21 protein-coding genes and 1 riboswitch are annotated in these 24,427 nt (G+C 71.2%); of the genes, 18 read left to right on the forward strand and 3 right to left on the reverse strand.

Features of this window, described 5'->3' with window-relative positions:
• Positions 1 to 17 precede the first annotated feature (17 nt).
• On the forward strand, positions 18 to 524 hold the full coding sequence (locus OHS58_RS02910; RefSeq protein WP_328647037.1) for a DinB family protein: 507 nt from the start codon (positions 18 to 20) through the stop codon (positions 522 to 524).
• Here the strand turns inward: OHS58_RS02910 and OHS58_RS02915 are convergent.
• Together OHS58_RS02915 and OHS58_RS02920 are read right to left on the reverse strand one after the other, a co-directional pair.
• Entirely contained in the window at positions 511 to 1,287 is a 777-nt protein-coding gene (locus OHS58_RS02915) for a DUF1295 domain-containing protein (protein ID WP_328649763.1), read from the reverse strand. The two genes, OHS58_RS02910 and OHS58_RS02915, sit on opposite strands and share 14 nt — an antisense overlap.
• Positions 1,287 to 2,558, reverse strand: a complete 1,272-nt coding sequence (locus tag OHS58_RS02920) for a cyclopropane-fatty-acyl-phospholipid synthase family protein (RefSeq protein WP_328647038.1) — start codon at positions 2,556 to 2,558, stop codon at positions 1,287 to 1,289. The genes OHS58_RS02915 and OHS58_RS02920 overlap by 1 nt, the downstream gene beginning before the upstream one ends.
• Positions 2,559 to 2,640: 82 nt before the next feature.
• On the opposite strand from OHS58_RS02920, the gene OHS58_RS02925 reads away from it, so the two are divergent.
• The 11 genes from OHS58_RS02925 (at position 2,641) to OHS58_RS02975 (ending at position 11,916) form a co-directional block, all read left to right on the forward strand.
• Positions 2,641 to 3,912 (forward strand): NAD(P)/FAD-dependent oxidoreductase, encoded by a 1,272-nt coding sequence (locus OHS58_RS02925; protein WP_328647039.1) that lies wholly within the window; start codon positions 2,641 to 2,643, stop codon positions 3,910 to 3,912.
• Complete coding sequence (locus OHS58_RS02930) at positions 3,906 to 4,640, forward strand: DUF1365 domain-containing protein (protein WP_247064449.1); 735 nt, start codon at positions 3,906 to 3,908, stop codon at positions 4,638 to 4,640. Before OHS58_RS02925 ends, OHS58_RS02930 begins: the two co-directional genes overlap by 7 nt.
• Positions 4,633 to 5,247: an ECF RNA polymerase sigma factor SigK gene (gene sigK, locus OHS58_RS02935; protein ID WP_328647040.1), complete on the forward strand. Its 615-nt coding sequence runs from the start codon at positions 4,633 to 4,635 to the stop codon at positions 5,245 to 5,247. The genes OHS58_RS02930 and sigK overlap by 8 nt, the downstream gene beginning before the upstream one ends.
• Positions 5,244 to 6,017, forward strand: coding sequence for an anti-sigma factor (locus tag OHS58_RS02940; RefSeq protein ID WP_442788183.1), 774 nt, complete (start codon positions 5,244 to 5,246; stop codon positions 6,015 to 6,017). The genes sigK and OHS58_RS02940 overlap by 4 nt, the downstream gene beginning before the upstream one ends.
• 298 nt (positions 6,018 to 6,315) lie before the next feature.
• On the forward strand, positions 6,316 to 7,620 hold the full coding sequence (gene ftsZ, locus OHS58_RS02945; RefSeq protein ID WP_247054548.1) for a cell division protein FtsZ: 1,305 nt from the start codon (positions 6,316 to 6,318) through the stop codon (positions 7,618 to 7,620).
• Between the two features lie 80 nt (positions 7,621 to 7,700).
• A complete protein-coding gene (pgeF, locus tag OHS58_RS02950; protein WP_328647041.1) occupies positions 7,701 to 8,405 on the forward strand; it encodes a peptidoglycan editing factor PgeF in 705 nt (234 codons plus the stop codon).
• Complete coding sequence (locus tag OHS58_RS02955) at positions 8,402 to 9,130, forward strand: YggS family pyridoxal phosphate-dependent enzyme (RefSeq protein ID WP_326951597.1); 729 nt, start codon at positions 8,402 to 8,404, stop codon at positions 9,128 to 9,130. The genes pgeF and OHS58_RS02955 overlap by 4 nt, the downstream gene beginning before the upstream one ends.
• Positions 9,131 to 9,227: 97 nt before the next feature.
• Complete coding sequence (locus OHS58_RS02960) at positions 9,228 to 9,827, forward strand: cell division protein SepF (protein WP_247054543.1); 600 nt, start codon at positions 9,228 to 9,230, stop codon at positions 9,825 to 9,827.
• 115 nt (positions 9,828 to 9,942) lie between these two features.
• On the forward strand, positions 9,943 to 10,218 hold the full coding sequence (locus OHS58_RS02965; protein WP_013224824.1) for a YggT family protein: 276 nt from the start codon (positions 9,943 to 9,945) through the stop codon (positions 10,216 to 10,218).
• Between the two features lie 52 nt (positions 10,219 to 10,270).
• Positions 10,271 to 11,119 (forward strand): DivIVA-like cell division protein Wag31, encoded by an 849-nt coding sequence (wag31, locus tag OHS58_RS02970; protein ID WP_247054541.1) that lies wholly within the window; start codon positions 10,271 to 10,273, stop codon positions 11,117 to 11,119.
• Positions 11,120 to 11,253: 134 nt separating this feature from the next.
• Entirely contained in the window at positions 11,254 to 11,916 is a 663-nt protein-coding gene (locus OHS58_RS02975; protein WP_328647042.1) for a hypothetical protein, read from the forward strand.
• Positions 11,917 to 12,231: 315 nt separating this feature from the next.
• On the opposite strand, the gene OHS58_RS02980 is transcribed toward OHS58_RS02975, so the two are convergent.
• Positions 12,232 to 13,800, reverse strand: a complete 1,569-nt coding sequence (locus OHS58_RS02980) for a hypothetical protein (protein WP_328647043.1) — start codon at positions 13,798 to 13,800, stop codon at positions 12,232 to 12,234.
• Positions 13,801 to 14,172: 372 nt separating this feature from the next.
• On the opposite strand from OHS58_RS02980, the gene ileS reads away from it, so the two are divergent.
• The 6 genes from ileS (at position 14,173) to OHS58_RS03010 (ending at position 24,418) form a co-directional block, all read left to right on the forward strand.
• Positions 14,173 to 17,340 (forward strand): isoleucine--tRNA ligase, encoded by a 3,168-nt coding sequence (gene ileS, locus OHS58_RS02985; protein WP_328647044.1) that lies wholly within the window; start codon positions 14,173 to 14,175, stop codon positions 17,338 to 17,340.
• Between the two features lie 153 nt (positions 17,341 to 17,493).
• Positions 17,494 to 19,122, forward strand: coding sequence for a penicillin-binding transpeptidase domain-containing protein (locus tag OHS58_RS02990; protein WP_328647045.1), 1,629 nt, complete (start codon positions 17,494 to 17,496; stop codon positions 19,120 to 19,122).
• Between the two features lie 44 nt (positions 19,123 to 19,166).
• Positions 19,167 to 19,847 (forward strand): ArsR/SmtB family transcription factor, encoded by a 681-nt coding sequence (locus OHS58_RS02995; protein WP_328647046.1) that lies wholly within the window; start codon positions 19,167 to 19,169, stop codon positions 19,845 to 19,847.
• Positions 19,848 to 19,944: 97 nt separating this feature from the next.
• A complete protein-coding gene (locus OHS58_RS03000; protein WP_247054527.1) occupies positions 19,945 to 21,423 on the forward strand; it encodes a potassium/proton antiporter in 1,479 nt (492 codons plus the stop codon).
• 754 nt (positions 21,424 to 22,177) lie between these two features.
• Complete coding sequence (locus OHS58_RS03005; protein ID WP_328647047.1) at positions 22,178 to 22,828, forward strand: M23 family metallopeptidase; 651 nt, start codon at positions 22,178 to 22,180, stop codon at positions 22,826 to 22,828.
• A gap of 93 nt (positions 22,829 to 22,921) precedes the next feature.
• A riboswitch (SAM riboswitch) is annotated at positions 22,922 to 23,036 on the forward strand.
• 38 nt (positions 23,037 to 23,074) lie between these two features.
• Entirely contained in the window at positions 23,075 to 24,418 is a 1,344-nt protein-coding gene (locus tag OHS58_RS03010; RefSeq protein ID WP_326951872.1) for an aminotransferase class V-fold PLP-dependent enzyme, read from the forward strand.
• Positions 24,419 to 24,427 lie beyond the last annotated feature (9 nt).

Here is a 24,427-nt window from a genome sequence, read left to right on the forward strand (position 1 = left end):
CTGGCAGAGTCCCGGCCATGACCGAACGACCGGACCGCCCGAAGATCCCGCTCACCGGCGGCGAGCGGGAGATCCTCACCAGCCTGCTCGACTACCACCGCGCCACCGTCGCCTGGAAGAGCGGCGGACTGAGCCTCGAGCAGGCCCGGCGGGTCCACCTGCCGAGCGAGCTGACGACCGTCGCCGGGCTGCTCGCGCACCTCACGCTCAACGAGTGGTACTGGTTCGCCGTGGTCGTCGACGGCGAACCGGACACCTGGGAGGAGAAGCTGGAGCAGGACCCGGACGCCGAGTTCCGGGTCGCGCCCGAGGCAACGGTGGAGCAGCTGCTCGCCGACTACGAAACCCAGTGCGTCCGCAGCCGCGAGATCGTCGCGAAGCACGACCTCGCGGACGAGGTGACGCACAAGGACGAGACGTTCAACGTCCGCTGGGTCGTCGCGCACATGATCGAGGAGACGGCCCGGCACGTCGGCCACCTCGACGTGCTGCGCGAGCTGACCGACGGTCTCACGGGGGAGTGACGCGCTTGGGGGGCAGGGGGAAGAACCCGCTGGTGCGCTCGACGTAGTGCGCGTACGCCGGGCGCGTGCGGGCCATTCCCTTCTCCAGCAACGGTTTCCCCGTACCGCGGGCCAGGGTGTAGGTCATCGCGATCGGCGAGAGGATCGTCAGCGCGCCCGGCCACGTCGAGCACGCCAGCAGGTAGAGGCCCCACCAGACGCACGCGTCGCCGAAGTAGTTCGGGTGCCGCGTGTAGCGCCAGAGCCCGGTGTCGAGCACCTTGCCCTTGTTGCCGGGGTCGGCCTTGAAGCGGCGCAGCTGGTCGTCGCCGACCGTCTCGAAGCCGAACCCGACCAGCCACACGGCGACGCCGAGCCAGCCCAGCACGCCGATGCCCGTGCCGTACTGCGCGAACTGCACCGGCAGCGACACGAAGTACAGCACCACGGCCTGCACCAGGTACACACGCACGAACATCTTCGCCGGCGAAGCGTGCTTGGCCATCCGCACGTACCGCGGGTCCTCCGGCAGCTTGTGGTTGCGCAGGTGCAGGTGCGCCGACAGGCGCACGCCCCACACGACGGTCAGCGCCGTCACCACCAGCCGCAGCGGCAGCGGCCCGTCGCCGAACGGGAACGCGGCCAGCGCGACGATCGCGAAGCCGAGCCCCCAGAACGTGTCGATCGTGTCGTAGCGCTTGCGCGCCCGCGCGATCCCGAAGGTCACCACCACCGCCACGACCGTGACGCCGGCGGTGACCAGCAACGTGCCGCCCAGGGGCATCAGTTCCACTCCCGGGTCGCCGGCATGCCGCTGACGCCGTTGACGTCCGGTCGCACGCTCAGGATCTGGTCCACACCCATCCGGTTCTCCTCGAACGCCAGCGCCCCGCCCACCAGGTACAGACGCCACACCCGCGCGCCGGACTCCCCGATGAGCGCGACGACGTCGGCCCAGTTCTCCTCCAGGGTGTCGGCCCAGGCCCGTACCGTCCAGACGTAGTGCTCGCGCATCGCGTGGACGTCACGCACCTCGAGCCCGGCGGTTTCGAGGTGTTCGACGGTCCGGCCGACCGGGCGCATGGTCATGTCGGGCGCGATGTAGCGCTCGATGAACGCGCCGCCGCCGGGGGCGACGTTGCCGCGGGACATCTGCTGGATCAGCACGCGCCCGCCGGGCTTGACCATCTTGTGCAGCGTCGCGGCGTAGGCCGGGTAGTTGACCTCCCCGACGTGCTCGCCCATCTCGATCGACGCCACCGCGTCGAACGGCGCGTCCGGCAGTTCGCGGTAGTCCTGGCGCCGGACCTCGACGCGGTCCTCGAGGTCGTGCTGGGCGAGCCGGCCGCGGATGTGCTGCAGCTGCTCGGCCGAGAGCGTGATGCCGACGGCGTGCACGCCGTGGTGCTTGGCCGCGTGGACCAGCAGCGAGCCCCAGCCGCAGCCGACGTCGAGCAGCCGCATGCCCGGGCGCAGGCCCAGCTTGCGGCAGATCATCTCCAGCTTGTCGGACTGCGCCTCCGCCAGGCCGTACCCGGGTTCGTCGGAGGTGAAGTACGCGCTGGAGTAGGCCATCGAGTCGTCCAGCAGCAGCTGGTAGAAGGCGTTGCCCAGGTCGTAGTGGTGGGCGATGGCGGACTTGTCGCGCAGCAGGCTGTGCAGCTTCCCGGACAGCCGCGCCTCTTCGACGGGCGGCTTCGGGGGCAGGCCGATGACGCCGAGCGCACCGGCGAGCTTGGCGGCCTCCGCCCACTCGCGCGGGCCCAGCTTCACCCGCTTGAGCTCACCCGCGCGGGTGAGGGACCAGATGCGGCGGAAGCCGTCGGCGAGATCGCCTTCGACGTCGAGGTCACCGGTGACGTAGGCGCGGGCGAGACCCAGCTCACCCGGCGCGAAGAGGAGGTGGCGGAGGGCGCGGCGGTTGCGCAGCACCACGGTGGGCGCGTCCACTGGTCCGGCGCGGGTTCCGTCCCACGTCCGGAGGCCGATGGGGAGCTGCCCGCCGAGGAGCTTTTCGGCGAACGAGGCGAGGCGGTGCGCGGTGCTGTTCGGCATGTCCGGGATTCGCTCCCTGCTGCGCGGTGGATTGGTGCCGCGCTCATCCAATCCACATCGGCGGCGGCGGCGAAGTACCGGTGTGGAGATCACGGGAGAACGCATCGCCGTCATCGGCAGCGGGGTGGCCGGACTGACTGCCGCCTACCTGCTGCAACGCAAGTACGAGGTCCTGCTGTTCGAGGCCGACGACCGGCTGGGCGGGCACGCGCACACCCACGACGTGCCCAGCGCCCACGGCGGCACCATCGGCGTGGACTCCGGGTTCATCGTCCACAACGAGCGCACCTACCCGACGCTGCTGCGGCTGTTCGGCGAGCTCGGCGTGCAGACGCGCGACACCGAGATGTCGATGAGCATCCGCTGCGACGGCTGCGGCCTGCAGTACGCCGGCGCGAAGGGGCTGCCGGGGCTGTTCGCCCAGCGCGGCAACGTCGTCCGCCCGCGCTACGTGCGCATGCTCGCCGAGGTGAAGCGGTTCCACCGCCACGCGAAGCGGCTGCTGGAGGCGAAGGACGCCGGTGATGTGACGCTCGGCGCGTTCCTCGCCATCGGCGGCTACTCCCGCTACTTCGTCGACCACTTCATGCTGCCGGTGGTCTCGACGGTCTGGTCCGCCGACCGCAGCGACACCCTGCGGTACCCGGCGCGCTACCTGTTCGAGTTCCTCCGCAACCACGGCATGCTGAGCGTCAAGAACTCGCCCGCGTGGCGGACCGTCGTCGGCGGCTCCCGCGAATACGTCGAACGCGCGGCCAAGCAGCTCACCGCCGTGCACCTGTCGACGCCGGTGCGGTCGGTGCTGCGGACCGCGGGCGGCGGCGTCGAGATCCGCGACGACGCCGACACCCCGCACCGCGTCGACCGGGTCGTCATCGCCACGCACGCGGATCAGGCGCTTTCCTTGCTGGCCAACCCGTCCGACGCCGAACGTGACGTGCTCGGCGCGTTCCGCTACTCGGAGAACGAGGCCTGGCTGCACACCGACACCAGCGTGCTGCCGTCGCTGGCCGACGCCCGCGCGGGCTGGAACTACCGGGCCCCCGAGTGCGGCGCCCCGACCGGCGCGGTCCAGGTCAGCTACGACATGAACCGCCTGATGCGGCTGGACGAGCCGACGGGGTACGTCGTCACGCTCAACCCGGGCGAGGGCACGGGCCGGACCGGGCTGGTCGCCAAGATGCGCTACGAGCACCCGGTCTACACACCGGAAGCCGTTGCGGCGCAACGGCGGCTGCCCGAGCTGAACGACGGCGTGATCGCCTACGCCGGCGCCTACCACGGCTGGGGCTTCCACGAAGACGGCTGCGCCTCCGGGGCGCGCGCCGCCGAAACCCTGGGAGTCACCTGGTGACGACCGCGCTCTACGACGCCACCGTCGCGCACGTGCGCCGGATCGACCCGCCGCACGCCTTCGCGCACCGCGTGTACCTGTGGCTGGTCGACCTCGACGCGCCGCCGCGGTTGCCGTGGTGGGCGCGCCCGTTCGCCGGTTTCGACCGCCGCGACCACTTCGTGGCCGGCGACGACCGGGGGATCCGGGAGAAGCTCGACGGGTGGCTCGCGGAGCGCGGGGTGGACCTGCGCGGCGGCAAGGTCGTGATGCTGGCCGCCGCGCGCGTGCTCGGGTACGTGTTCAACCCGATCAGCGTCTACTGGTGCCACGGTCCCGACGGCACGCTCGAGTGCGTCGTCGCCGAGGTGCACAACACCTACGGCGGCCGGCACGCCTACCTGCTGCACCCGGACGAGGCCGGGCTCGCGCGCGCGGAAAAGGAGTTCTACGTCTCGCCGTTCCAGGAGATGGACGGCGAGTACCGGATGCGCCTGCCCCACCCGGAAGCGTTGCTCGACCTCACGGTGGCGTTGCGCCGCGGGGGCACCACACCGCTGGTCGCTACGCTTCGGGGAGTTCGCCGCCCGGCGAGCCCGCGGTGGCTGGCCCGGCTGGTCCTGGCCCGGCCCCTGCTGCCGCAGCGGGTGTCCGCGCTGATCCGCCGCCACGGGATCGCCCTGTGGCTGCGGAAGGCGCCGGTCATCCCGCGCACCCCGCAGAACGCCGGAGGACAGCTGCATGGATGAGGCGGCTCGCCAGCGCCACATGGCCCCCGTGCCCTCGGACGAACCCGAGGGGCAGACCGGCCCCAGCGCCGAGGAGCTGATGGTGCGCGTCGCCAAGGGCGACGAGCGGGCGTTCGAGCTGCTCTACGACCAGTTCTCCGGGCCGATCTTCGGGCTCGTCCGCCGGATCGTGCGCGACTCCGCGCAGTCCGAAGAGGTCGCGCAGGAGGTGCTCGTCGAGCTCTGGCGCACTGCGACGCGCTACTCGCCCGAGAAGGGCTCCGCGCTGAACTGGGCGATGACGCTGGCGCACCGCCGCGCCGTCGACCGCGTCCGCTCGGCGCGCGCCAGCACCGAGCGCGAGCAGAAGGCGACCTTCGAAGCCGCCCGCGGCCGCCCGTTCGACGAGGTGGCCGAATCCGTCACCGCGAGCCTGGAACGCTCCCAGGTCCGCCGGTGCCTGTCCTTCCTCACCGACCTGCAGCGCGAGTCCGTGCTGCTGGCCTACTACCAGGGCTACACCTATCGCGAGGTGGCCGAAGTGCTGTCGACGCCGCAAGGAACGATCAAGACGCGGTTGCGGGACGGCCTGATCCGCCTGCGGGACTGTTTGGGGGTGACCGCGTGAGCACACCGGAGATGCACACGCTGGCGGGGGCGTTCGCGCTCGACGCCGTGTCGGACATCGAGCGCGCGGAGTTCTCGCGCCACCTCGAGCAGTGCGAGTCGTGCGCGCAGGAGGTCGCCGAGCTGCGCGCGACCGCGGCCCGCCTCGGCGCGGCGATGGCCGAGGAGCCGCCGCCGGAGTTCAAGGACCGCGTCATGGTGGCCATGCACGCGACCCGCCAGCTGCCGCCGCGCACCCGGCCCGGCTCGCCCGAGCGGCACCGCCGGTCGGGGCGCGCCCCGCGCTGGGCCGTGCTCACGGCGGCCGCCGCGGCCGTCGTCGGGCTCGCCGCGGGCGGGGTGTTCGGCGGGATCGCGCTGACCCAGCAGCAGGAGCTGCAGACCGCGCAGACCCAGCTCGACCAGGCGAAGGCGCAGTACGCGCCGGTGGCGGCGCTGCTCTCGGCGCCGGACGCGAAGACCGGGCACGGCACGTCGCCCCTCGGCGGCGGTGCGACGGTGATCGCGTCGCGCTCGCTCAACCGCGTGATGGTGATGGACGCCGGCCTGCCCGCGCCCACCGAAGGGCACGTCTACCAGGCCTGGCTGATGGCGGGCACGACCCCGCCGCGCCCGGCCGGGCTGATCACCGGCGCCGAGGACGGCTCCCTGGTGGTCGCGGACGGCATCGGCGGCGCCGAGCAGGTCGGGCTGAGCGTCGAGCAGACCGGGGGATCGACGACCGGGGCACCGTCGTCGACCATCGCGCTGGTCATGCCGATGCCGGCCTGATCCGCGCCTGATCCGGGGCTGATCTGCGGTTTGATCCGGGGCTGTTCCGGGCCTGTTCGCGGGCCATAGCAGACCGGGCGCAGGGGCCACTTCCGGCTCCTCGCTCTTGCGCGCACGAACGTGTTGTGGCAAAACACCTTTGCGACACACGGCGTGCCTACTGGATTAGAGCCTGCCTGGTGCCTACCGTCCTGCCTAACGTCGGCGGTTGACATAACTCTCAATCTGGGGTTTAGGTTGAGAGTTGATCACCGGCCGGCGGGCTGTACGGGCACAACGATCAGGAAGGCGGACTTCGATGACGCCCCCGCACAACTACCTTGCGGTGATCAAGGTGGTCGGCATCGGCGGTGGCGGCGTGAACGCCGTGAACCGCATGATCGAGGTCGGCCTCAAGGGTGTCGAGTTCATCGCGGTGAACACCGACGCCCAAGCACTGCTCATGTCCGACGCCGACGTCAAGCTGGACATCGGCCGCGAGCTGACCCGTGGCCTCGGCGCGGGCGCCGCCCCCGAGGTCGGCCAGAAGGCCGCCGAAGACCACCGTGAAGAGATCGAAGAGGTCATCAAGGGCGCCGACATGGTGTTCGTGACGGCCGGCGAAGGCGGTGGCACCGGTACCGGTGGCGCCCCGGTCGTGGCGCAGATCGCCCGCAAGCTGGGCGCGCTGACCATCGGCGTCGTGACGCGCCCGTTCACCTTCGAGGGCAAGCGCCGCGGCAAGCAGGCCGAAGACGGCATCCAGTCGCTGCGCAACGAGTGCGACACCCTCATCGTGATCCCGAACGACCGGCTGCTGCAGCTCGGCGACATCGGCGTCTCGCTGATGGACGCGTTCCGCTCCGCGGACGAGGTGCTGCTCTCCGGTGTCCAGGGCATCACCGACCTGATCACCACCCCGGGCCTGATCAACCTCGACTTCGCCGACGTCAAGAGCGTCATGTCCGGCGCGGGCTCCGCCCTGATGGGTATAGGGAGCGCACGCGGTGAAGGCAGAGCCATCCAGGCCGCGGAGAAGGCGATCAACTCGCCCCTCCTCGAAGCCTCCATGGATGGTGCGCACGGCGCACTGCTTTCGATCGCGGGTGGTTCGGATCTGGGCCTGTTCGAAATCAACGAAGCGGCGTCACTGGTGCAGGAGTCCGCGCACCCGGACGCGAACATCATCTTCGGCACGATCATCGACGACTCGCTCGGCGACGAGGTGCGCGTCACGGTGATCGCGGCCGGCTTCGACGCCGGCGCGCCGACCCACAAGAAGCTCGACCCGTCGACCTTCGGCTCCGGCTCGCGCCAGGGCGCGGGCACGGCGTCGGCCTCGGCCGGGCAGGTCTCGAACCAGCAGGGGCCGCCGTCGGGGGCCACCCCGGTGCCGTCCGCCTCGGGTTCGGGCTACCCGGTCGCGCCGCCGCGGTCGCACACGCCGCTGCCGTCGGCCGGCGGCCAGAACACCGGCGGGCTCCCGCAGCCCGGCGGCGGTTCGCGCGGCTACTCGCCGATGGGCTCCAACGCGACCCAGGGCAGCCTGCCCGGGCGCGCCATGCCGGTGCACGACGACCCGTCGGACGACGAGGTCGACGTGCCGCCGTTCATGCGGCGCTAGAAACTGTGGTCCGTGAAGGCCTCCTTACCGGCGCTAAAGGCCGGGAAGGAGGCCTTCACGGCGTTTGGGAGGATGGCACCATGCGGGTTCGGCGAGTGGTCACGACCAGGGCGGGTGGCGCGTCACGGCCGCCGTACGACACGTTCAACCTGGGGGACCACGTCGGCGACGACGACGGTGACGTCTACGCGAACCGCAAGCGGCTCGCGGCCGAGCTGGGCCTGGCCGAGGACAAGCTGGCCTGGATGGAGCAGGTCCACGGCCGGACGGCGACCACTGTGGACGGCTCGGAGACCGGCGCCGCCGAGGCGACCGACGCGCTGGTGACCGCGACGCCGGGCGTCGCGCTGGTGGTGCTCGTCGCCGACTGCGTCCCGATCCTGCTGGCCGACGCCGAGGCCGGGGTGGTCGCGGCGGTGCACGCGGGCCGCGTCGGCACCCGGGTCGGCGTCGTCCCGGCCGCCGTGGCGGCGATGCGCGAAGCGGGCGCCGAGCCGCAGCGGATCGAAGCGCTGCTGGGCCCGGCGATCTGCGGCGACTGCTACGAGGTGCCGGCCGCGATGGCCGCCGACGTCGAGAAGCACGTTCCCGGCACCGCCTGCAAGACCCGCAAGGGCACGCCCGGTCTCGACCTGCGCGCCGGGCTCTGGCAGCAGCTCGCCGGCCTGGGCGTCGGCAAGATCGGCGTCGACCCGCGGTGCACGAACGAGGACAAGACACTCTTCAGCTACCGGCGCGACGGGACGACCGGGCGGCTCGCCGGCATCACCTGGATCGAGGCATGACCGACCGCAAGGCCGAGCTGGCCGCGAACCTGGCCGAGGTCGAGGCGCGGATCGCGGCCGCGTGCCGCGCCGCCGGGCGGGCCCGCGACGAGGTCCGGCTGATCGCCGTGACCAAGACCTTCCCGGCGTCGGACGCCGCGCTGCTCGCCGACCTCGGTGTCACCCACGTCGGCGAGAACCGCGACCAGGAGGCCGGGCCGAAGGCGGCCGAGGTCGCCGAACTGCGCCCCGGGTCCGCGCTGCGGTGGCACATGGTCGGCCGGCTGCAGCGGAACAAGGCCCGGTCCGTGGTGGAGTGGGCGCACGAAGTGCAGTCGGTCGACTCGGCCCGGCTCGCCGACGCGCTCGCCAAGGCCGTGCACACCGCGCGTTACGCCGGTAAACGTGACGAACCGCTCGACGTCCTGATCCAGGCGAGCCTCGACGACGACACCGAGCGCGGCGGCTGCCCGCTCGGCGAGCTCGCGGCGCTCGCCGAGCACGTAACTCACACGGGTGAACTGCGGTTTCGTGGCCTGATGGCCGTCGCGCCGCTCGGCGCCGATCCCGGGGAAGCCTTCGAGAAGCTCGCCCGCGCGGCGGAAAGCCTCCGAAAAGATCACCCGAATGCCGCAGAAGTCTCCGCCGGGATGAGCCATGATCTCGAGCAGGCGATCACGCACGGCTCAACCTGTGTGCGTGTCGGAACCGCACTGCTCGGCGGGCGCGGTTTAGCCTCGCCGTAGGGAGCTCGTGTGCCGGTCACGTTTAGTGGTCGTCCATACGGGGCACTGACGGCGTGGAGAAGCGTTGGTGCGGGAGCGGCTAGGGCTAGGGAGAGGCATGAGCGCGCTGCAGAAGCTGAAGGCCTACTTCGGGATGGTGCCCGCTGACGACGACGGTTACGACGTCGAAGAAGATTATCGACGCGGCTACGCGGACGACGAGTACGACTCCTACGAGGAGCCTGCTCCTCGGTCGCGCTCACGGTACCGCGACAGCGAGGACACGTACGACGAGCCCGTCAGCCGAGCCCGTTCACGCTCCGTGCCCGGGTCGGAGCCCGCGGTCCACGGCGCGCTCGCCATGGACCGGCAGCCGGAGCCCGTGGCGCGCCTGCGACCGGTCACCGAGCCGGTCGTGCGCCAGCCGGTGCGTGACCCCTTGAGCCGGATCACGACGCTGCACCCGACGAGCTACGCGGAAGCGCGCGCCATCGGCGAGCACTACCGCGAGGGCATCCCGGTGATCATGAACCTCACCGAGATGGACAACGCGGACGCCAAGCGGCTCGTGGACTTCGCCGCCGGGCTCGCTTTCGCGCTGCGCGGGTCGATGGACAAGGTCACCAACAAGGTGTTCCTTCTCTCACCGCCCGATGTGGACGTGACCGCGGAGGACCGCCGGCGGATTGCCGAGGGCGGATTGTTTCTGCGCGGCTGAAGTCGCGCGGACCGCTGAGCGCAAGCAAACGTGATTTTGTCGACCCGATGCCGCGTCGACCCCCTCAACTGCGTCTTCGACGAGGACGCCCGGTTAGAGTAGGTACGTGGAAGCTGTGTGGCTGGTCGTCTGGTACGTGCTGTTCGCGTTTTGGCTGTTGCTGACGGCACGTATCGTGGTCGAACTCGTCCGCACCTTTGCACGGGAGTGGCACCCGGCCGGAGGGGTTGCGGTGACGCTCGAGACCATCTACACAGTGACGGACCCGCCGGTTCGCCTGTTCAGGCGAATCATCCCGATGGTGCGGATCGGCGGCGTCGGACTGGACTTATCGATTATGGTTCTGCTGTTGGTTGTGTTCTTCGCGATGCAACTGGCGACTCCAAGTTGATCGGGGAGACTTGGGTGGACCCTGCAGGCCATGGAGTGCGTGAGGTGATCTGATGTCGTTGACCCCCGCTGACGTGCATAACGTCGCGTTCAGCAAGCCGCCCATCGGCAAGAGGGGCTACAACGAGGACGAGGTGGACGCGTTCCTCGACTTGGTGGAGACCGAGCTGGCCCGCTTGATCGAGGACAACAACGAGCTGCGCCAGCAGATGGAGCAGCTCGACGCCGAGCTCGAATCGACTCGTAGCGAGCTCGACAGCGCGAAGTCCGCACAGCCCCCGATGCGGGAAGAGCCGTCCCGGCGTCTCGCGCCGGTGCCGCCGCCGGCGTCCGCGATGGAGCAGACCCAGGCCCACTCGATGGTGGCCGACAGCGGCGAGCCCAACGTGCAGGCGGCCAAGGTCCTCGGGCTCGCCCAGGAGATGGCCGACCGGCTGACCGCCGAGGCGAAGACCGAGTCCGACGGGATGCTGGCCGAGGCCCGCACCAAGTCCGAGCAGCTGCTCTCGGACGCCCGGGCGAAGTCCGACTCGATGGTCAACGAGGCGCGCACGCGCGTCGACACGATGCTGAACGACGCGCGGACCCGTGCGGAGACGTTGGAGCGCCAGGCGCGCGACAAGGCCACCACGCTGGAACGCGAGTCGCAGCGCAAGTACACCGAGACGATGAACAGCCTGAACTCCGAGAAGGGCGGGCTGGGCAAGAAGATCGAAGAGCTGCGCACCATCGAGCGGGAGTACCGCACGAGGTTGCGTGGGTTCCTCGAGTCCCAGCTGCGCGAGCTCGACGACCGCGGCTCCGCCGCACCGGCCTCGGCCTCCTCGAACTCCGGGCAGTCGTCCGGATCGTCGAGTGGCGGCCAGGGCTACTCGTTCGGCCCCCGGGCCGAAGCGGGCTGATTTCTCCGGGCACACCCCGCCGGCGCCGGCAGTTCTGCGGCGCCGGCGGGGTTCTGCCACGGTCAGGAGTCGATCCGGTACCGCACGTGGGCGGGTCGTGGACCGAACCCGGCCCGTTCATGCTGTAATTCACCGTGCTCTACATCGTGCTGGTACTGGTACTGGCGGCTCTGGGGTTGCTCGTCTCCGCGCTCATCACGGCTTCTTCGCTGTGGGCGTGGGTTTCCATCGGCCTCTCGGTGCTCGCCGGGGTGATCCTCGTCGTCGACTGGCTGCGCCGTCGCCGGCGATCCGCGACGCCCGCCGCCTCGCCTGCTTCCGTCGTCGAGCCTTCGGAGCCGGCGTCCGACGCGAAGCCGAGCCTGTTCAAGGAACCGGAGAAACCGGTCGAAGAGGACCAAACCGTCCTCATTCCCACCGCCGGTGAGCTGGGGGATCCGGCCGACACGCCCGAACCCGACGTCACCGAAGAGCCCGCCGCCGAGACTTCCGAGTCCCCTGAGGCACCCGCTGCTTCCGCCGCCACGGCCGTGTCCGCGGCTTCCGTGGCGGAAAAACAACCCGACGACGCCGAACCCGGTGAGGAATCGACGTCGGACGCGGACATCGCGTTGCTGGCCGACCTCGAGGACGAGGTCGTCGTCGTCGACGAGCACCCCCGTTACCACGTCCGGGGCTGCACCTGGGTCGGCACCCGCGACACCATTCCCATCGGCATCGGCGAAGCCCGGCAGCTGGGCTTCACCCCGTGTGCTCGCTGTGCCCCGGACGCGACGCTGGTGGCCGCGCACCGCTGACCACGCCGAGGCAGGTTTCGAGCAGCGCCCACTCTGCTTCCGACCCTCCTGAGGGTGGGCGTGGGCCTCCTGACGACGGCAGTGGTGACGGCCGCAGTCGCGGAGGTGCTACCCGAGCGCGCGGGCATCGCGAGCGGGGTCAACAACACGGCCCGCCAGACGGGCTGCGCGCTGGGCGTGGCGGATGGTCGGCGAACCGACCCGAACGGCGACTTTCGTGACGGGCCTGCACACGGCGGGCGTGATCGCGGCGGCCTTGTGGCTGACGGCAACCCTCGTGACACTGGCCGGCGTGCGAACCCGGGAGGCTGTGTCCTAGTCCGGCAGTTCTGCCAGCAGCGCCTCGACATCCCTCCGTTTGCGGCTCGCGTGCTCCGGCAGCAGTGCCAGCGTCGCGGTCAGCTTTTCCCTGGCCTCGGCGAACTTTCCGAGTTCGCATAGCAACTGTCCACACAGGAACTCCGCCACGACGATCATCGGGGTCGCGTCGATCGCGCGCAGCTCGGCCACCGCCGTGGTTGCCCGGGTGTACGCCGCCGCCGGGTGGCCCAGCTCCGACAACGCTCGGGCGCCGTCGAACGTTGTCATCGCGCGTTCCCACGCCGCGTCCGGGTCCGTGGGGTTCGGCTCGGCCGCATCCGCTGCGGCCAGCGCCGTCAGCGTCCGGTCGGCGTCGCCGTCCCGGAGCCAGGACAGCAGCGCTCGACGCAGCGTGCGGAGTTCGGATGACTTCAGGTCTGCTTGCTCGAAGTGCCCCGCCGCTCGGGTGTACTCGGCCGCCGCTTCCGCGTCGCGGTTCAGCTCGGCGAGGACGTCCGCCAGTGCCTCTCTCGCCTCGCCCGCGACGGCCGGCGCGGCGACGGCGAAGTACCCGGCCGCCGCACCGAATAACGCCAAAGCCTGCTCCGGACGGCCGAGAGCGCGATACGCGTGTCCCAGCAGCATCCGGCCGTTCGCTTGGTCCCGTTCGGCCCCGGCCCGCGCCAGTACCGGCTCCGCGTCGGTGACGGCCGCCGCCGCGTGCTCCGGGCGGTCGACGTCCAGGTACGCCCGTGCGAGGTCGATGTGGGTGGCGGCCGCGTCGACCGGCTTGCCCGCCGCGGTGAAGTCCGTGATCGCCGAGTGGAACGCCGCGATCGCGTCTTCCGGGCGGTCCAGCCGCCGGGCCAGCCTCCCTCGGAGCCGGCTGACCTGGGCCTGGATGCCCAGGTCCGTGCCGGCGTCGATGCCGGTGGTGGCGGTGAACGCGCCTTCGACGTCGCCCTGGCTCCGGCGGAATCGCGCGATCAGCAGCTGGGCGTGCGCGGTGCGCTCCGGGGACCCGGCTTCGGTGTAGCGCGCCGCGGCCTCCGTGGCCAGCCCGATCGCCCGCGGAAAGTCGCCCAGGTTGGCGGACAGGACCGCCTGGCGGGCCAGCCACAGCCCGGCCAGCTCGGGTCTGCCGGTCGCGTGGATGGGGGTCTCGGCGCGGTCGAGGACCTCCCGGGCGCCCGGGAAGTCCTGCCGCGCGAAGTGTGCGGTGGCCAGCCGCAGCAAGGCGAAGCTGTGTCCTTCGGCGTCGCCGAGCGCCGCCACCCGGCCGGCGACGGCTTCGAGCGCGGTCTCGGCGGCCGCCGGCGCGAGCAGCAGGAGCCGGGCGCCCCGTGCCGACTCGGCCAGCACGGCGTTGCCCGCCTCCTCCGCCGCCGCGGCGGCTCGCTCGAGGTCTCGCGACGCGGCAGCGGGGTCGTCGCGGTTCGCCGCCGCCATCAGCCGCAGCGCCAGCAGCTCGCCGGTGGGCTCGGGACACAGCTCGTCGAACCGGGCCCAGATCGCGTCGGTGGCCCGGCCCAGCAAGGACTCCCGCGCGGCGAAGTCCGCCAGTTCCGCGCCGGACAGAACCATGAACGTCCCCCGTGTTTCGCCCGCTGCACGCCGAAAGCGGCGCCCGGCGATGCTAACGGCGACGCGTCCGCGAAGGCGCCTCCATTTCCGGCGGCGGCCCTCGTGACAACCCGGTTGCGCGGAGCGGTTAACCTGGTACCAGCACAGCGTCGATCCGGCCATCACCGGGGAGCTTCCGGAAGAACCGAGCCTCACCGCTCGCAGTAGAACCGGACGGGTGCGGCCCGTGACAGCCGTGGAACGAGCGGCCCGGCAGCCTTCATCGCCAGGCAAGCGGGGTGGTACCGCGGAACGCCGGAAGGCGTCTCGTCCCCGTGTGGGTGACCGGGAGCCGGTCGTCCGTACGAGAGTGACGAACCGAGGAGCACCCGGATGTACCCCCAGGCCAAGCTCGGCGACAGCGCCGGAGTGCCGTCGCAGCCGTCCTTCCCCGAGCTGGAGACCCACGTCCTCGCCTACTGGGAGAGCGACCGGACGTTCCAGGCGAGCATCGACGCGCGCCCCGCCGGCGAGCACGGTGACAACGAGTACGTCTTCTACGACGGCCCGCCGTTCGCCAACGGCCTGCCGCACTACGGCCACCTGCTCACCGGGTACGTCAAGGACCTGGTGCCGCGCTACCAGACGATGAAGGGCCGCAAGGTCGAGCGCCGCTTCGGCTGGGACACCCACGGCCTGCCCGCCGAGCTCGAGGCGATGCGCCAGCTCGGCATCACCGAGACGTCCGAGATCGAAGAAATGGGCATCGCGAAGTTCAACGAGGCTTCGCGCGAGTCCGTGCTGCGCTACACCGGCGAGTGGCGCGACTACGTCACCCGCCAGGCGCGCTGGGTCGACTTCGACAACGACTACAAGACGCTCGACGTCACCTACATGGAGTCGGTGCTGTGGGCGTTCAAACGCCTGTGGGACAAGGGACTCGTCTACGAGGGCTACCGCGTCCTGCCCTACTGCTGGCGCGACGCGACGCCGCTGTCCAACCACGAGCTGGGCATGGACGCCGACGTCTACCGCAACCGCCAGGACCCGGCCGTCACGGTCGGGTTCCGGATGGAAGGCAACGACAACGAGCTGGACGGCACCTACCTGCTGATCTGGACGACCACGCCGTGGACGCTGCCGTCGAACCTCGCCACCGCGGTGCACCCCGAGGTGCAGTACGTCGTGGTCGAGAGCGAGAACCTCCCCGGCAAGCGGTTCCTGCTCGCCGAAGCGCGCGTCGCCGCGTACGCGCGTGAGCTCGGCGAGGAGCCGGCGGTCGTCGCGCGCTACACCGGCGCGCAGCTGCTCGGGAACCGTTACGCACCACCGTTCCCGTACTTCACCGGCACCGAGAACGCGCACCGCGTGCTGGCGGCCGACTACGTCACCACCGACGACGGCACCGGCGTCGTGCACATCGCGCCCGCCTACGGTGAAGAGGACAAGGCCGTCACCGACGCCGCCGGGATCCCGCCGGTCACGCCGGTCGACGCGCACGGCAAGTTCGACGACACCGTGCCCGACTACGCCGGGCAGCAGGTGTTCGACGCCAACCCGAACATCGTCCGCGACCTCAAGAACGGCACGGGTTCGGCCGGGCAGCAGGGTTCCGTGCTGCTGCGCCACGAGACCTACGACCACTCCTACCCGCACTGCTGGCGCTGCCGGAACCCGCTGATCTACCGCGCGGTGTCGTCGTGGTTCGTCGCGGTGACGCAGTTCAAGGACCGGATGGTCGAGCTCAACCAGCAGATCACCTGGTACCCGGAGAACGTCAAGGACGGTCAGTTCGGCAAGTGGCTGGAGAACGCGCGCGACTGGTCGGTCTCGCGCAACCGCTACTGGGGCACGCCGATCCCGGTGTGGCAGTCGGACGACCCGGAGTACCCGCGCACCGACGTCTACGGCTCGCTCGACGAGCTGGAGGCCGACTTCGGCGTGCGGCTGGACAACCTGCACCGGCCCTACATCGACGAGCTGACCCGGCCGAACCCGGACGACCCGACCGGGAACTCCACCATGCGCCGCGTCCCGGACGTCCTGGACGTCTGGTTCGACTCGGGCTCGATGCCCTACGCCCAGGTGCACTACCCGTTCGAGAACGCCGACTGGTTCGAGCACCACTACCCGAGCGACTTCATCGTCGAGTACATCGGCCAGACCCGCGGCTGGTTCTACCTGCTGCACGTGCTGGCCACGGCGCTGTTCGACCGCCCGGCGTTCCGCACCTGCGTCTCGCACGGCATCGTGCTGGGCTCCGACGGCGCGAAGATGTCCAAGTCGCTGCGCAACTACCCGGACGTCAACGAGGTCTTCGACCGCGACGGCTCCGACGCTATGCGCTGGTACCTGATGGCGAGCCCGATCCTGCGCGGCGGCAACCTGGTCGTCACCGACAAGGGCATCCGCGACGCCGTCCGCCAGGCCGTGCTGCCGCTGTGGAACTCGTACTACTTCCTCGCGCTGTACGCGAACGCCGAGGGCGTGGAAGGCAAGTGGCGCACCGATTCGGCGAACGTGCTCGACCGGTACGTGCTGGCGAAGACGCACGAGCTGGTCACCGACGTCGAGTCCGCGATGGACCACTACGACGTCGCGGGCGCGTGCCAGACGGTCCGGGACTTCCTGGAGACCCTGACCAACTGGTACGTCCGGCGCTCCCGCGACCGCTTCTGGGCGGGTGATCAGGACGCGATCGACACGCTGCACACGGTGCTGGAGGTGACGTCGCGGGTCGCGGCGCCGCTGCTGCCGCTGACCACCGAGGTGGTCTGGCGCGGGCTCACCGGCGGCCGCTCGGTGCACCTGACCGACTGGCCGAACGCGCTCGACCTGCCCGCGGACGCGGCGCTGGTGACGGCGATGGACCGGGTCCGGCAGGTGGCGTCGTCGGCGCTGTCGCTGCGCAAGAGCAACAAGCTGCGCGTGCGGCTGCCGCTGTCGTCGCTGGTCGTGGCGGCCGACGACGCCGAGTCGCTGGGCGCCTTCGCCGACATCCTGCGCGACGAGGTGAACGTCAAGGCGGTCGAGCTGACCGCCGACGTCGCCGCGCACGGCGGGTTCGAGGTCGCGGTGAACGCGCGTGCTGCCGGGCCACGGCTGGGCAAGGACGTCCAGACCGTGATCAAGGCGGTCAAGGCGGGGGACTGGTCGCTGCAGGGCGGCAAGGTCGTCGCGGCCGGGATCGAGCTGCAGGAAGGCGAGTTCGATCGCCGGCTCGTCGCCAAGGGCGGCGGCGCGGCGGCCGAGCTGCCCGGCGGCTCGGGGCTGGTCCTGATCGACACCGAGGTGACGCCGGACCTGGCGGCCGAAGGCCTGGTCCGCGACCTGATCCGGGTGGTCCAGCAGGCCCGCCGCGACGCCGGCCTCGACGTCGCCGACCGGATCGCGCTGACCATCGACGCGCCCGACGACGTCGTCGAAGCGGCGACGCGGCACGAGAAGTTCCTGGCCTCGGAGACGCTGGCAACGTCGGTGACCTACGCGGCGGTGGATGGCGGCTTCGCCGGGACGGTCGGTGACGGTACGAAGGTGACTGTCTCGGTCGCCAAGGCTTGAACCCGTCGTGAGTGTTTAGGGCGGTTCTAACCGCCCTAAACACTCACGAGGCCGGTCACGAATCGGTCGCTTTCTCACCCGAAAGGGCCGGGAATCGGCAAGCTGGGCCCTTGTGCGCGCGGGAGGCGCGCACTGGGGAGGGGTACGCGAGAAATGAGTCCTGGCAGAAAACGCGGCATTCTCATCGGCGGCGCGCTGGCGGTGGTCGCGGTCGTGGTGGCGGCGTTCTTCCTGTTGAACAGCGGGAGTGCACCCGAAGCGGCCGCCGGCCCGGGTGAGACGGCCGTCGCAAGCCCCGGCGCGCTCGACCCGAACTCGGCGATCACCGAGTACCTGCAGGATTTCGCCGAGAACAACCCGGACGCCGCGGCCCGGCTGACCGACGACAACACGGCGGCGGCGGTGGCGCTGCGGGACGCGCGCAACACGCTCCAGCCGTCGGCGCTGTCCGCGAAGCTGACCGTGCTGCAGCCGACCCCGGCCGGGGCGAAGCAGACGAGCGGGACCTACCACCTGGCCTGGACACTGAAGGATCGTCAGGTCTGGTCCTACGACGTGCCGTTCACGCTGGCTCAGGCCGGCGGCAAGTGGCTCGTGCACTGGGCGCCGACGCTGCTGCACCCGAAGCTCGAAGCGGGCCAGCGGCTGGCGATCAGCACGGCCGTCCAGGACAGCACCGCCGTCGCCGACCGCGACGGCAAGCCGCTGATCATCAGCGGGGCCGGCGGCCTGCGCCCGGCCGACGGCAACCCGGCGCCGCTGCTGCGGTCCGCGTTGCTCGGCCAGGCCACGGCCGCGGCGGGCACCGGGTTCGCGGTCGTCCGCACCGACACCAGCGGCAAGAACCTGGAGACGCTCTTCGGGAAGGCGTCGGACGAGGGCGCGAAGCCGCTGACGTCGAGCCTGAGCGTGGGCGCGCAGCAGTCCGCGCAAGCCGCGGTCGACGGCTACTCCGGGTCCGCGATGCTCGTCGCGCTCGACACCGGCTCGGGCGACATCCTCGCCGTCGCGCAGAACGCGGCCGCCGGCCTCTCGCCGAAGGCCCTGAACGGGCTGTACGAGCCCGGATCGTCGTTCAAGATCGCCACTTCGGTCGCGGCGATCCAGCAGAGCGGCCTCAACGCGGCCTCGCCGGTCGACTGCCCCGGCGTCGCGACGATCGGCACGCGCACGGTCAAGAACGAGGGCTTCGAGCTGGGCGCGACGAACCTGCAGACGGCGTTCGCGCGCTCCTGCAACACCACGTTCGGTCAGCTCTCGCTGAACCTGCCCGCGGACGGGCTCGTGAAGGCGGCGAACGAGCTGGGCCTCAACGCCGACTACGAGATCCCGGGCCTCAAGACCGAGCTGGGCAAGGTCGAGCCCGCGGCGAGCAAGGACGAGCAGGTCGAGGACGGGTTCGGCCAGGGCCGGATCCAGGCCAGCGCGCTCGGCGGCGCGATGATGGCCGCGACGGTCGCCGGCGGCAAGGCGATCACGCCGAAGCTGTGGCACGACCTCGACACCGTCGTCGTCAAGGGCTACTCGCCGCCGCCCGCGTCCGTGCTGGGAGAGGTCCGGAAGATGATGCGCGCGGTCGTCACCAGCGGTACCGGCAAGGCGGCGGCGGGCGCCGGGAGCGTGTTCGGCAAGACCGGCACCGCCCAGTTCGGCGACGGGCAGCAGGCCACCGGCTGGTTCGTCGGCTACCGGGGGAACGTCGCCTTCGCCGTCGTCCTGGAGAACTCGAACGACTCGGGACCGGCCGTGCAGCTGGCCGCGAAGTTCCTCAAGGGCGTCTGACGCTTCGGCGGCCACCGAAGCCGGCGGGGTCGTACCGTGGGGACATGGAGACGATCGCGTTGGCGGAGGTGGCCGCGGTGCTCGCCGACCCGAGCCGCGCCACCATGTGCCTCGTCCTGCTCGACGGGCGGGCGTGGACGGTCGGCGAGCTGGCCAAGGCGGCCGGGATCGCGCTGTCGACGGCGAGTGAGCACGTCACCCGGCTGGTCGACGCCGGGTTCGTCGCCCGCGTGAAGCAGGGGCGGGCCAGTTACGTCCGGATCGCCGACCCGCGCGTCGCCGAGCTGATCGAGCACCTGGCCCAGCACGCCGAGCACCGGCCGGTGACCGGGCTGAAGTCGTCGGTGCGGGTGCGGCGGCTCGGGTTCGCGCGCACCTGTTACGACCACCTGGCCGGCCAGGTCGGCGTCGCGCTGCGTGACGGCATGCTCGCCGCCGGGCTGGTCAGCACCGACGCCGGGCTGACGCTGACCGGCCGCGGCCACGAGGTGCTCGACGAGCTGGGCGTGCCGGTGCCGGACGGGCGGCGCGCCCTCCTGCGCGACTGTCTGGATTGGACGGAGCGCCGCGATCACCTCGCCGGGTCGCTGCCCGCGGCGTTGCTCGGCAAGGCCGTCGACGCCGGCTGGGTCGCCGCCGAAGGCCATCGCGCGGTGAAGGTGCTGCCCGCGGCGGAGAAGCCGTTCGCCGCGCTCGGCGTCGATCTGGCGTTGCTCCGGCCTTAACACACCGGTTGTCCGACTCGTCCCAGTGGTACACGAAGGAGTTAACCCGGCCGCTTCACTATTCTGAGGGCCCCACAGCACTCGGGAGGGAGGCGGCATGGACCAGCTTCCCGTGCTGCTCGGCGTCGGCGGTGTCGTCCTGCTCGCCTCCGTGCTCGCCGTGCGCGTCTCGATCCGGCTCGGCCTGCCCTCGCTGCTGCTGTACCTCGGCATCGGCGTCGTGCTGGGGGAAGCCGGTTTCGGCATCCGCTTCGACAACCCCGGCCTGACCCAGTCGCTCGGCTTGGCCGCGCTCGTCATGATCCTCGCCGAAGGCGGGCTGACGACCCGGTGGTCGGCGGTGAAACCCTCGCTGGGCATCGGAATCGTACTGTCCACAGTGGCCGTCGTGGTCAGCATCGCGGTCACCGGCGCGGCCCTGCACTGGCTGCTGGGCCTCGACTGGCGGCTCGCGCTGCTGTGGGGCGCGGTGCTCTCGTCGACCGACGCCGCGGCCGTCTTCTCGGTGCTGCGCACGGCCGGGATCGGCAAGCGCCTGGTGGGCGCGCTGGAGCTGGAGTCCGGCATCAACGACGCGCCGGCCTACATCGCCGTCGTGGTGCTGGCCGAGGGCACCACTGTGGACTGGACGCTGCCGTTCCTGGCGGTCTACGAGCTGGCGGCGGGCCTGGCGATCGGGCTGGCGTTCGGCTGGCTCGGCGGCATCGCCCTGCGGCGCGCCGCGCTCCCGGCGACCGGCCTGTACCCGCTGGCCACGGTCGCGGTGTGCGTCGTGGCGTACTCGTCCGGGCAGCTGCTGCACGCGTCGGGCCTGCTCGCCACGTACGTCGCGGCGCTGGTCCTGGGCAACTCGCGGCTGCCGCACCGCTCGGACACGCTGTCGTTCGCCGAAGGCCTGGGCTGGCTGGCGCAGATCGGGCTGTTCGTGCTGCTCGGGCTGTTCGCGTCGCCGAGCCGGCTGCTCGAGACGCTGGTGCCGGGCCTGGTCGCGGGCGCCGTCGTGCTGCTGCTGGCCCGGCCGATCTCGGTGGTGCTCTCGATGCTGCCGTTCCGGCTGCCGTGGCGGGAACAGGCGTTCCTGTCGTGGGCCGGCCTGCGCGGCGCGGTGCCGATCGTGCTGGCGATGATCCCGCTGTCGGAGGGCCTGCCGGGCGCCCAGCGCCTGGTCGACGCGGTGTTCGTGCTGGTCATCGTGCTGACACTGCTCCAGGGCGCGACCCTCGGCCCGCTCGCGCGCTGGCTCGGGCTGTCGAAGAAGTCCGAGGCGTACGAGATCGACGTCGACTCCGCACCACTGGACGAGCTGGGCGCCGAGCTGCTGCAGGTCCGCATCCAGCCGGGCTCGAAGCTGCACGGCGTCTACCTCTCGGAGCTGCGCTTGCCGGTGGGCGCGACGGTGAGCCTGGTCGTGCGCGCGGGCTCGGGCTTCACACCGCAGAAGACGAGCCGCCTGCAGGAGCACGACCAGCTCCTGGTGGTCACGACAGCCACGGCCCGCGACGACGCCGAGCGCCGGCTGCGCGCGGTGGACCGCGCCGGCCGCCTGGCCCGCTGGCGCGGCGAGTCGGGCATCTGACGCGGTTCGCGGTTTGCCGGCTGGTGCCCGCTCTGTCTCGCGGCGATGTCGCTCGCTGGGGTGGTTGGTGATCGAGTCGGGCCGCTGGGTCGCGCGGGTCGTGGCTGATCGGATGCTCGATCTTGCCGGTGTGTCGCCCGCGTCGGTTTGCTTGAGGTGAGCGGGGCTGATCGCAGGTTGCTTGCTCGGGCCACCGTGCCGTCTGCGTCGGCTTTGCGGTGAGCGGGGCCGATCGCGGGTTGCCTGCTTGGCCACTGTGCGGTCCGCTGGGGTCGCCGGCGCTGCGAGTCGGACCGCTGGCTCGTTCGCGGGTTGGGCGGAACCGTGTCCGCTCGGCTCGGCATCGCCGCCGGGCTGTCCGCGTCGGTTTGCTTGAGGTGAGCGGCGTCGATCGCGGGTTGCCCGCTTGGCCACCGTGCCGTCTGCTGCGCTCGGCGGTCGCGAGCCCGGCCGGCCGCGAGTTGTCCACATCCACTCCAGTTGTCCACAGATTTCCGGCGCGCACGTTTTTGCAGGTCAGCGGCGGTAGACTGGACAGGGGACGCCCCCCAGGGAGTGGTGGGGGCTGCGTTCGGGGCGGCCCGTTGTCCGGTGCCTGTCCGCTCTTCGCGTCGACCTGGTGATCTTTTCCCGTGAGGGTGAGTGATCCTCACAAAAACCTCACCTGATCTTCCCTGCGTTCCCTCTTTTGGCTTACTCTGCGCTCCATTAATTACCTCGAATGGGTGAACGTAGAGCCAAAGGAGTACGCCGGGTGACGAAGCGATACGTGCGTGGGGCCGGGCTGGTCGCGGGGATCGTCCTGGGTGTGGGGCTCGCCGCCGCTCCGGGGGCGGCCGCTGAGGTGGGGCCCTTTCCGGTGCTGGCGCTGCCGTTCAAGGCCGGCCAGCAGGTGTACTCCGCCGGCATCCACTCCGACGATGGCAGCACCGGCGTCGAGAACGCCCTCGACCTCAGCCCGGCCGACAAGACCGTGCGGGCGCCGCTGGCCGGGACCGTGCACCTGCAGCACTGCGCGGGCGGTGACTGGGTGACCATCGACCACGCCGGCGGGTGGCGCACCGGGTACTACCACATGGAAGGCATCAAGGTCACCGACGGTGAGCAGGTCGAGGCCGGCGACGTGCTCGGCTCGACCGGCAACGCCCTGCCGTGTGGTGGCAGCAGCACCGGGGCCCACGTGCACTTCACACTGTGGACACTGCCGGACGCGGCCGACTGGGACGGTCTCGCCTACAGCCAGGTCTCGACCACCGTCGCGGCGGCGCACGGTGAGCCGATCGACGGGAAGACGTTGGGCGGCTGGCTGTTCACGGCGGGCGCGGACCAGTACGCCGGCACCGCGACGCACCTCTCGGACCACGCCGTGACGCAGCTCCCGGGCCGTTTCCGCGCGAAGATCTGACGCTTCTCCATTCCTGCTCGACTTGTGGTCGGTGTCTCAGAATGTGCGGTGGGGGCTGGTCGTCACGCCGATTCTCGGTTACCTTTTGAATCAGGTCATGAGTGCCAGCGTCAAGCCCCGGCTTGCTGGCCGGCAACCCTCCTACCGCGGTGGGGTGCCCCGGGTGAAGACCGGGCCGGTCGCGCCGTGCGACCGGCAAGCGCGGGCCCCTCGCCGGGGCCCCCCGGAACGCCGAGGAGGCTAACGATGACTCTCGCCATCGACCGCACCAGCACACAGACCCAGGAAACCCTTGCGTCCCAAGGGATCCCCACGGTCGCTGGTGCCTCGCTGCGAGTTCCGCTCGTCACCGGCGGAGACATCGGCTACGCCAATCTCGACCACGCGGCCAGCGCGCCCTGTCTCGACGCCGTCCGCGTGGCCGTCGACGAGTTCCTGCCCTGGTACGCGAGCGTCCACCGCGGCGCGGGCTTCGCCTCGCAGGTCTCGACCAAGCTCTACGAGCGCACCCGCGCCACGCTGCGCAGCTTCGTCGGCGCGCGCCGGACCGACACGGTCGTGTTCACCCGCAACACCACCGACTCCTTCAACCTGCTCGCCCGCAGCCTCCCGCCGCGCACCGCGGTGATCGTGTTCGACACCGAGCACCACGCCGCGCTGCTGCCGTGGCAGGGGCCGAACGTCCGGCGCCTGCCGACCCCGCGCACCCGGCTCGCGGCGGTGTCCGCTGTGGACGAAGCCCTCGCGGAATCCCCGCAGGGGCCGCGTTTGGTGGTCCTCACCGGAGCGTCCAATGTGACCGGTGAGCTGCTTCCGGTGGCGGAGATCGCCGCGGTGGCCCGCCGGCACGGCGCCCGCATCGCCCTCGACGCCGCCCAGCTCGCGCCGCACCGCAGGATCGCCATGCAGGACCTGGACGTCGACTACGTCGCCCTCTCCGGCCACAAGCTGTACGCGCCCTTCGGTGCGGGCGCGCTGATCGGCCGCGCCGACTGGCTGCGCGCCGCCCGGCCCTACCTCGCCGGCGGCGGCGCGACCAAGCTCGTCACCGAGGACGCCGTCGTCTGGAACACCGGCCCGGAGCGGCACGAAGCCGGTTCGCCCAACACCGTCGGCGTGTACGCGCTCGGCGTCGCCTGCGAAACCCTGAGCCGCAACTGGGCCGCCGTCGAAGCGCACGAGCAGGCCCTGCTCGTGCGGCTGCGCAGGGGCCTCGAAGGCATCCCGGGCTGCTCCGAGCTGCGGCTGTTCGACGCGCCGGTCGACCGCGTCGGCACGGTCAGCTTCGTCGTCGCCGGCTTCGACCCCGGCTGGCTCGCGGCGGTTCTCTCGGCGGAGTACGGCATCGGCGTCCGCGACGGCGCCTTTTGCGCCCACATCGCGGCCAAGCGCCTGATCGGCGTCACCGGCGGCGAAGGGCAGCAGGCGGTGCGCGTCAGCCTCGGCCTGGGCAGCACCGAGGAGCACGTGGATCGCGTGCTGCTGGCGCTGCGCCAGATCGTCGCCCGCGGCGCGCGCTGGGGGTACACGAAGGCGGGTGGCCGCTGGGCCCCGGTCGGCGACCCGCGGGAGCTGCCGCCGTTCTGCTGAGCGTTAGCC

It is taken from the genome of Amycolatopsis sp. NBC_00348 (assembly GCF_036114655.1).
Classification (GTDB): Bacteria; Actinomycetota; Actinomycetes; order Mycobacteriales; family Pseudonocardiaceae; genus Amycolatopsis.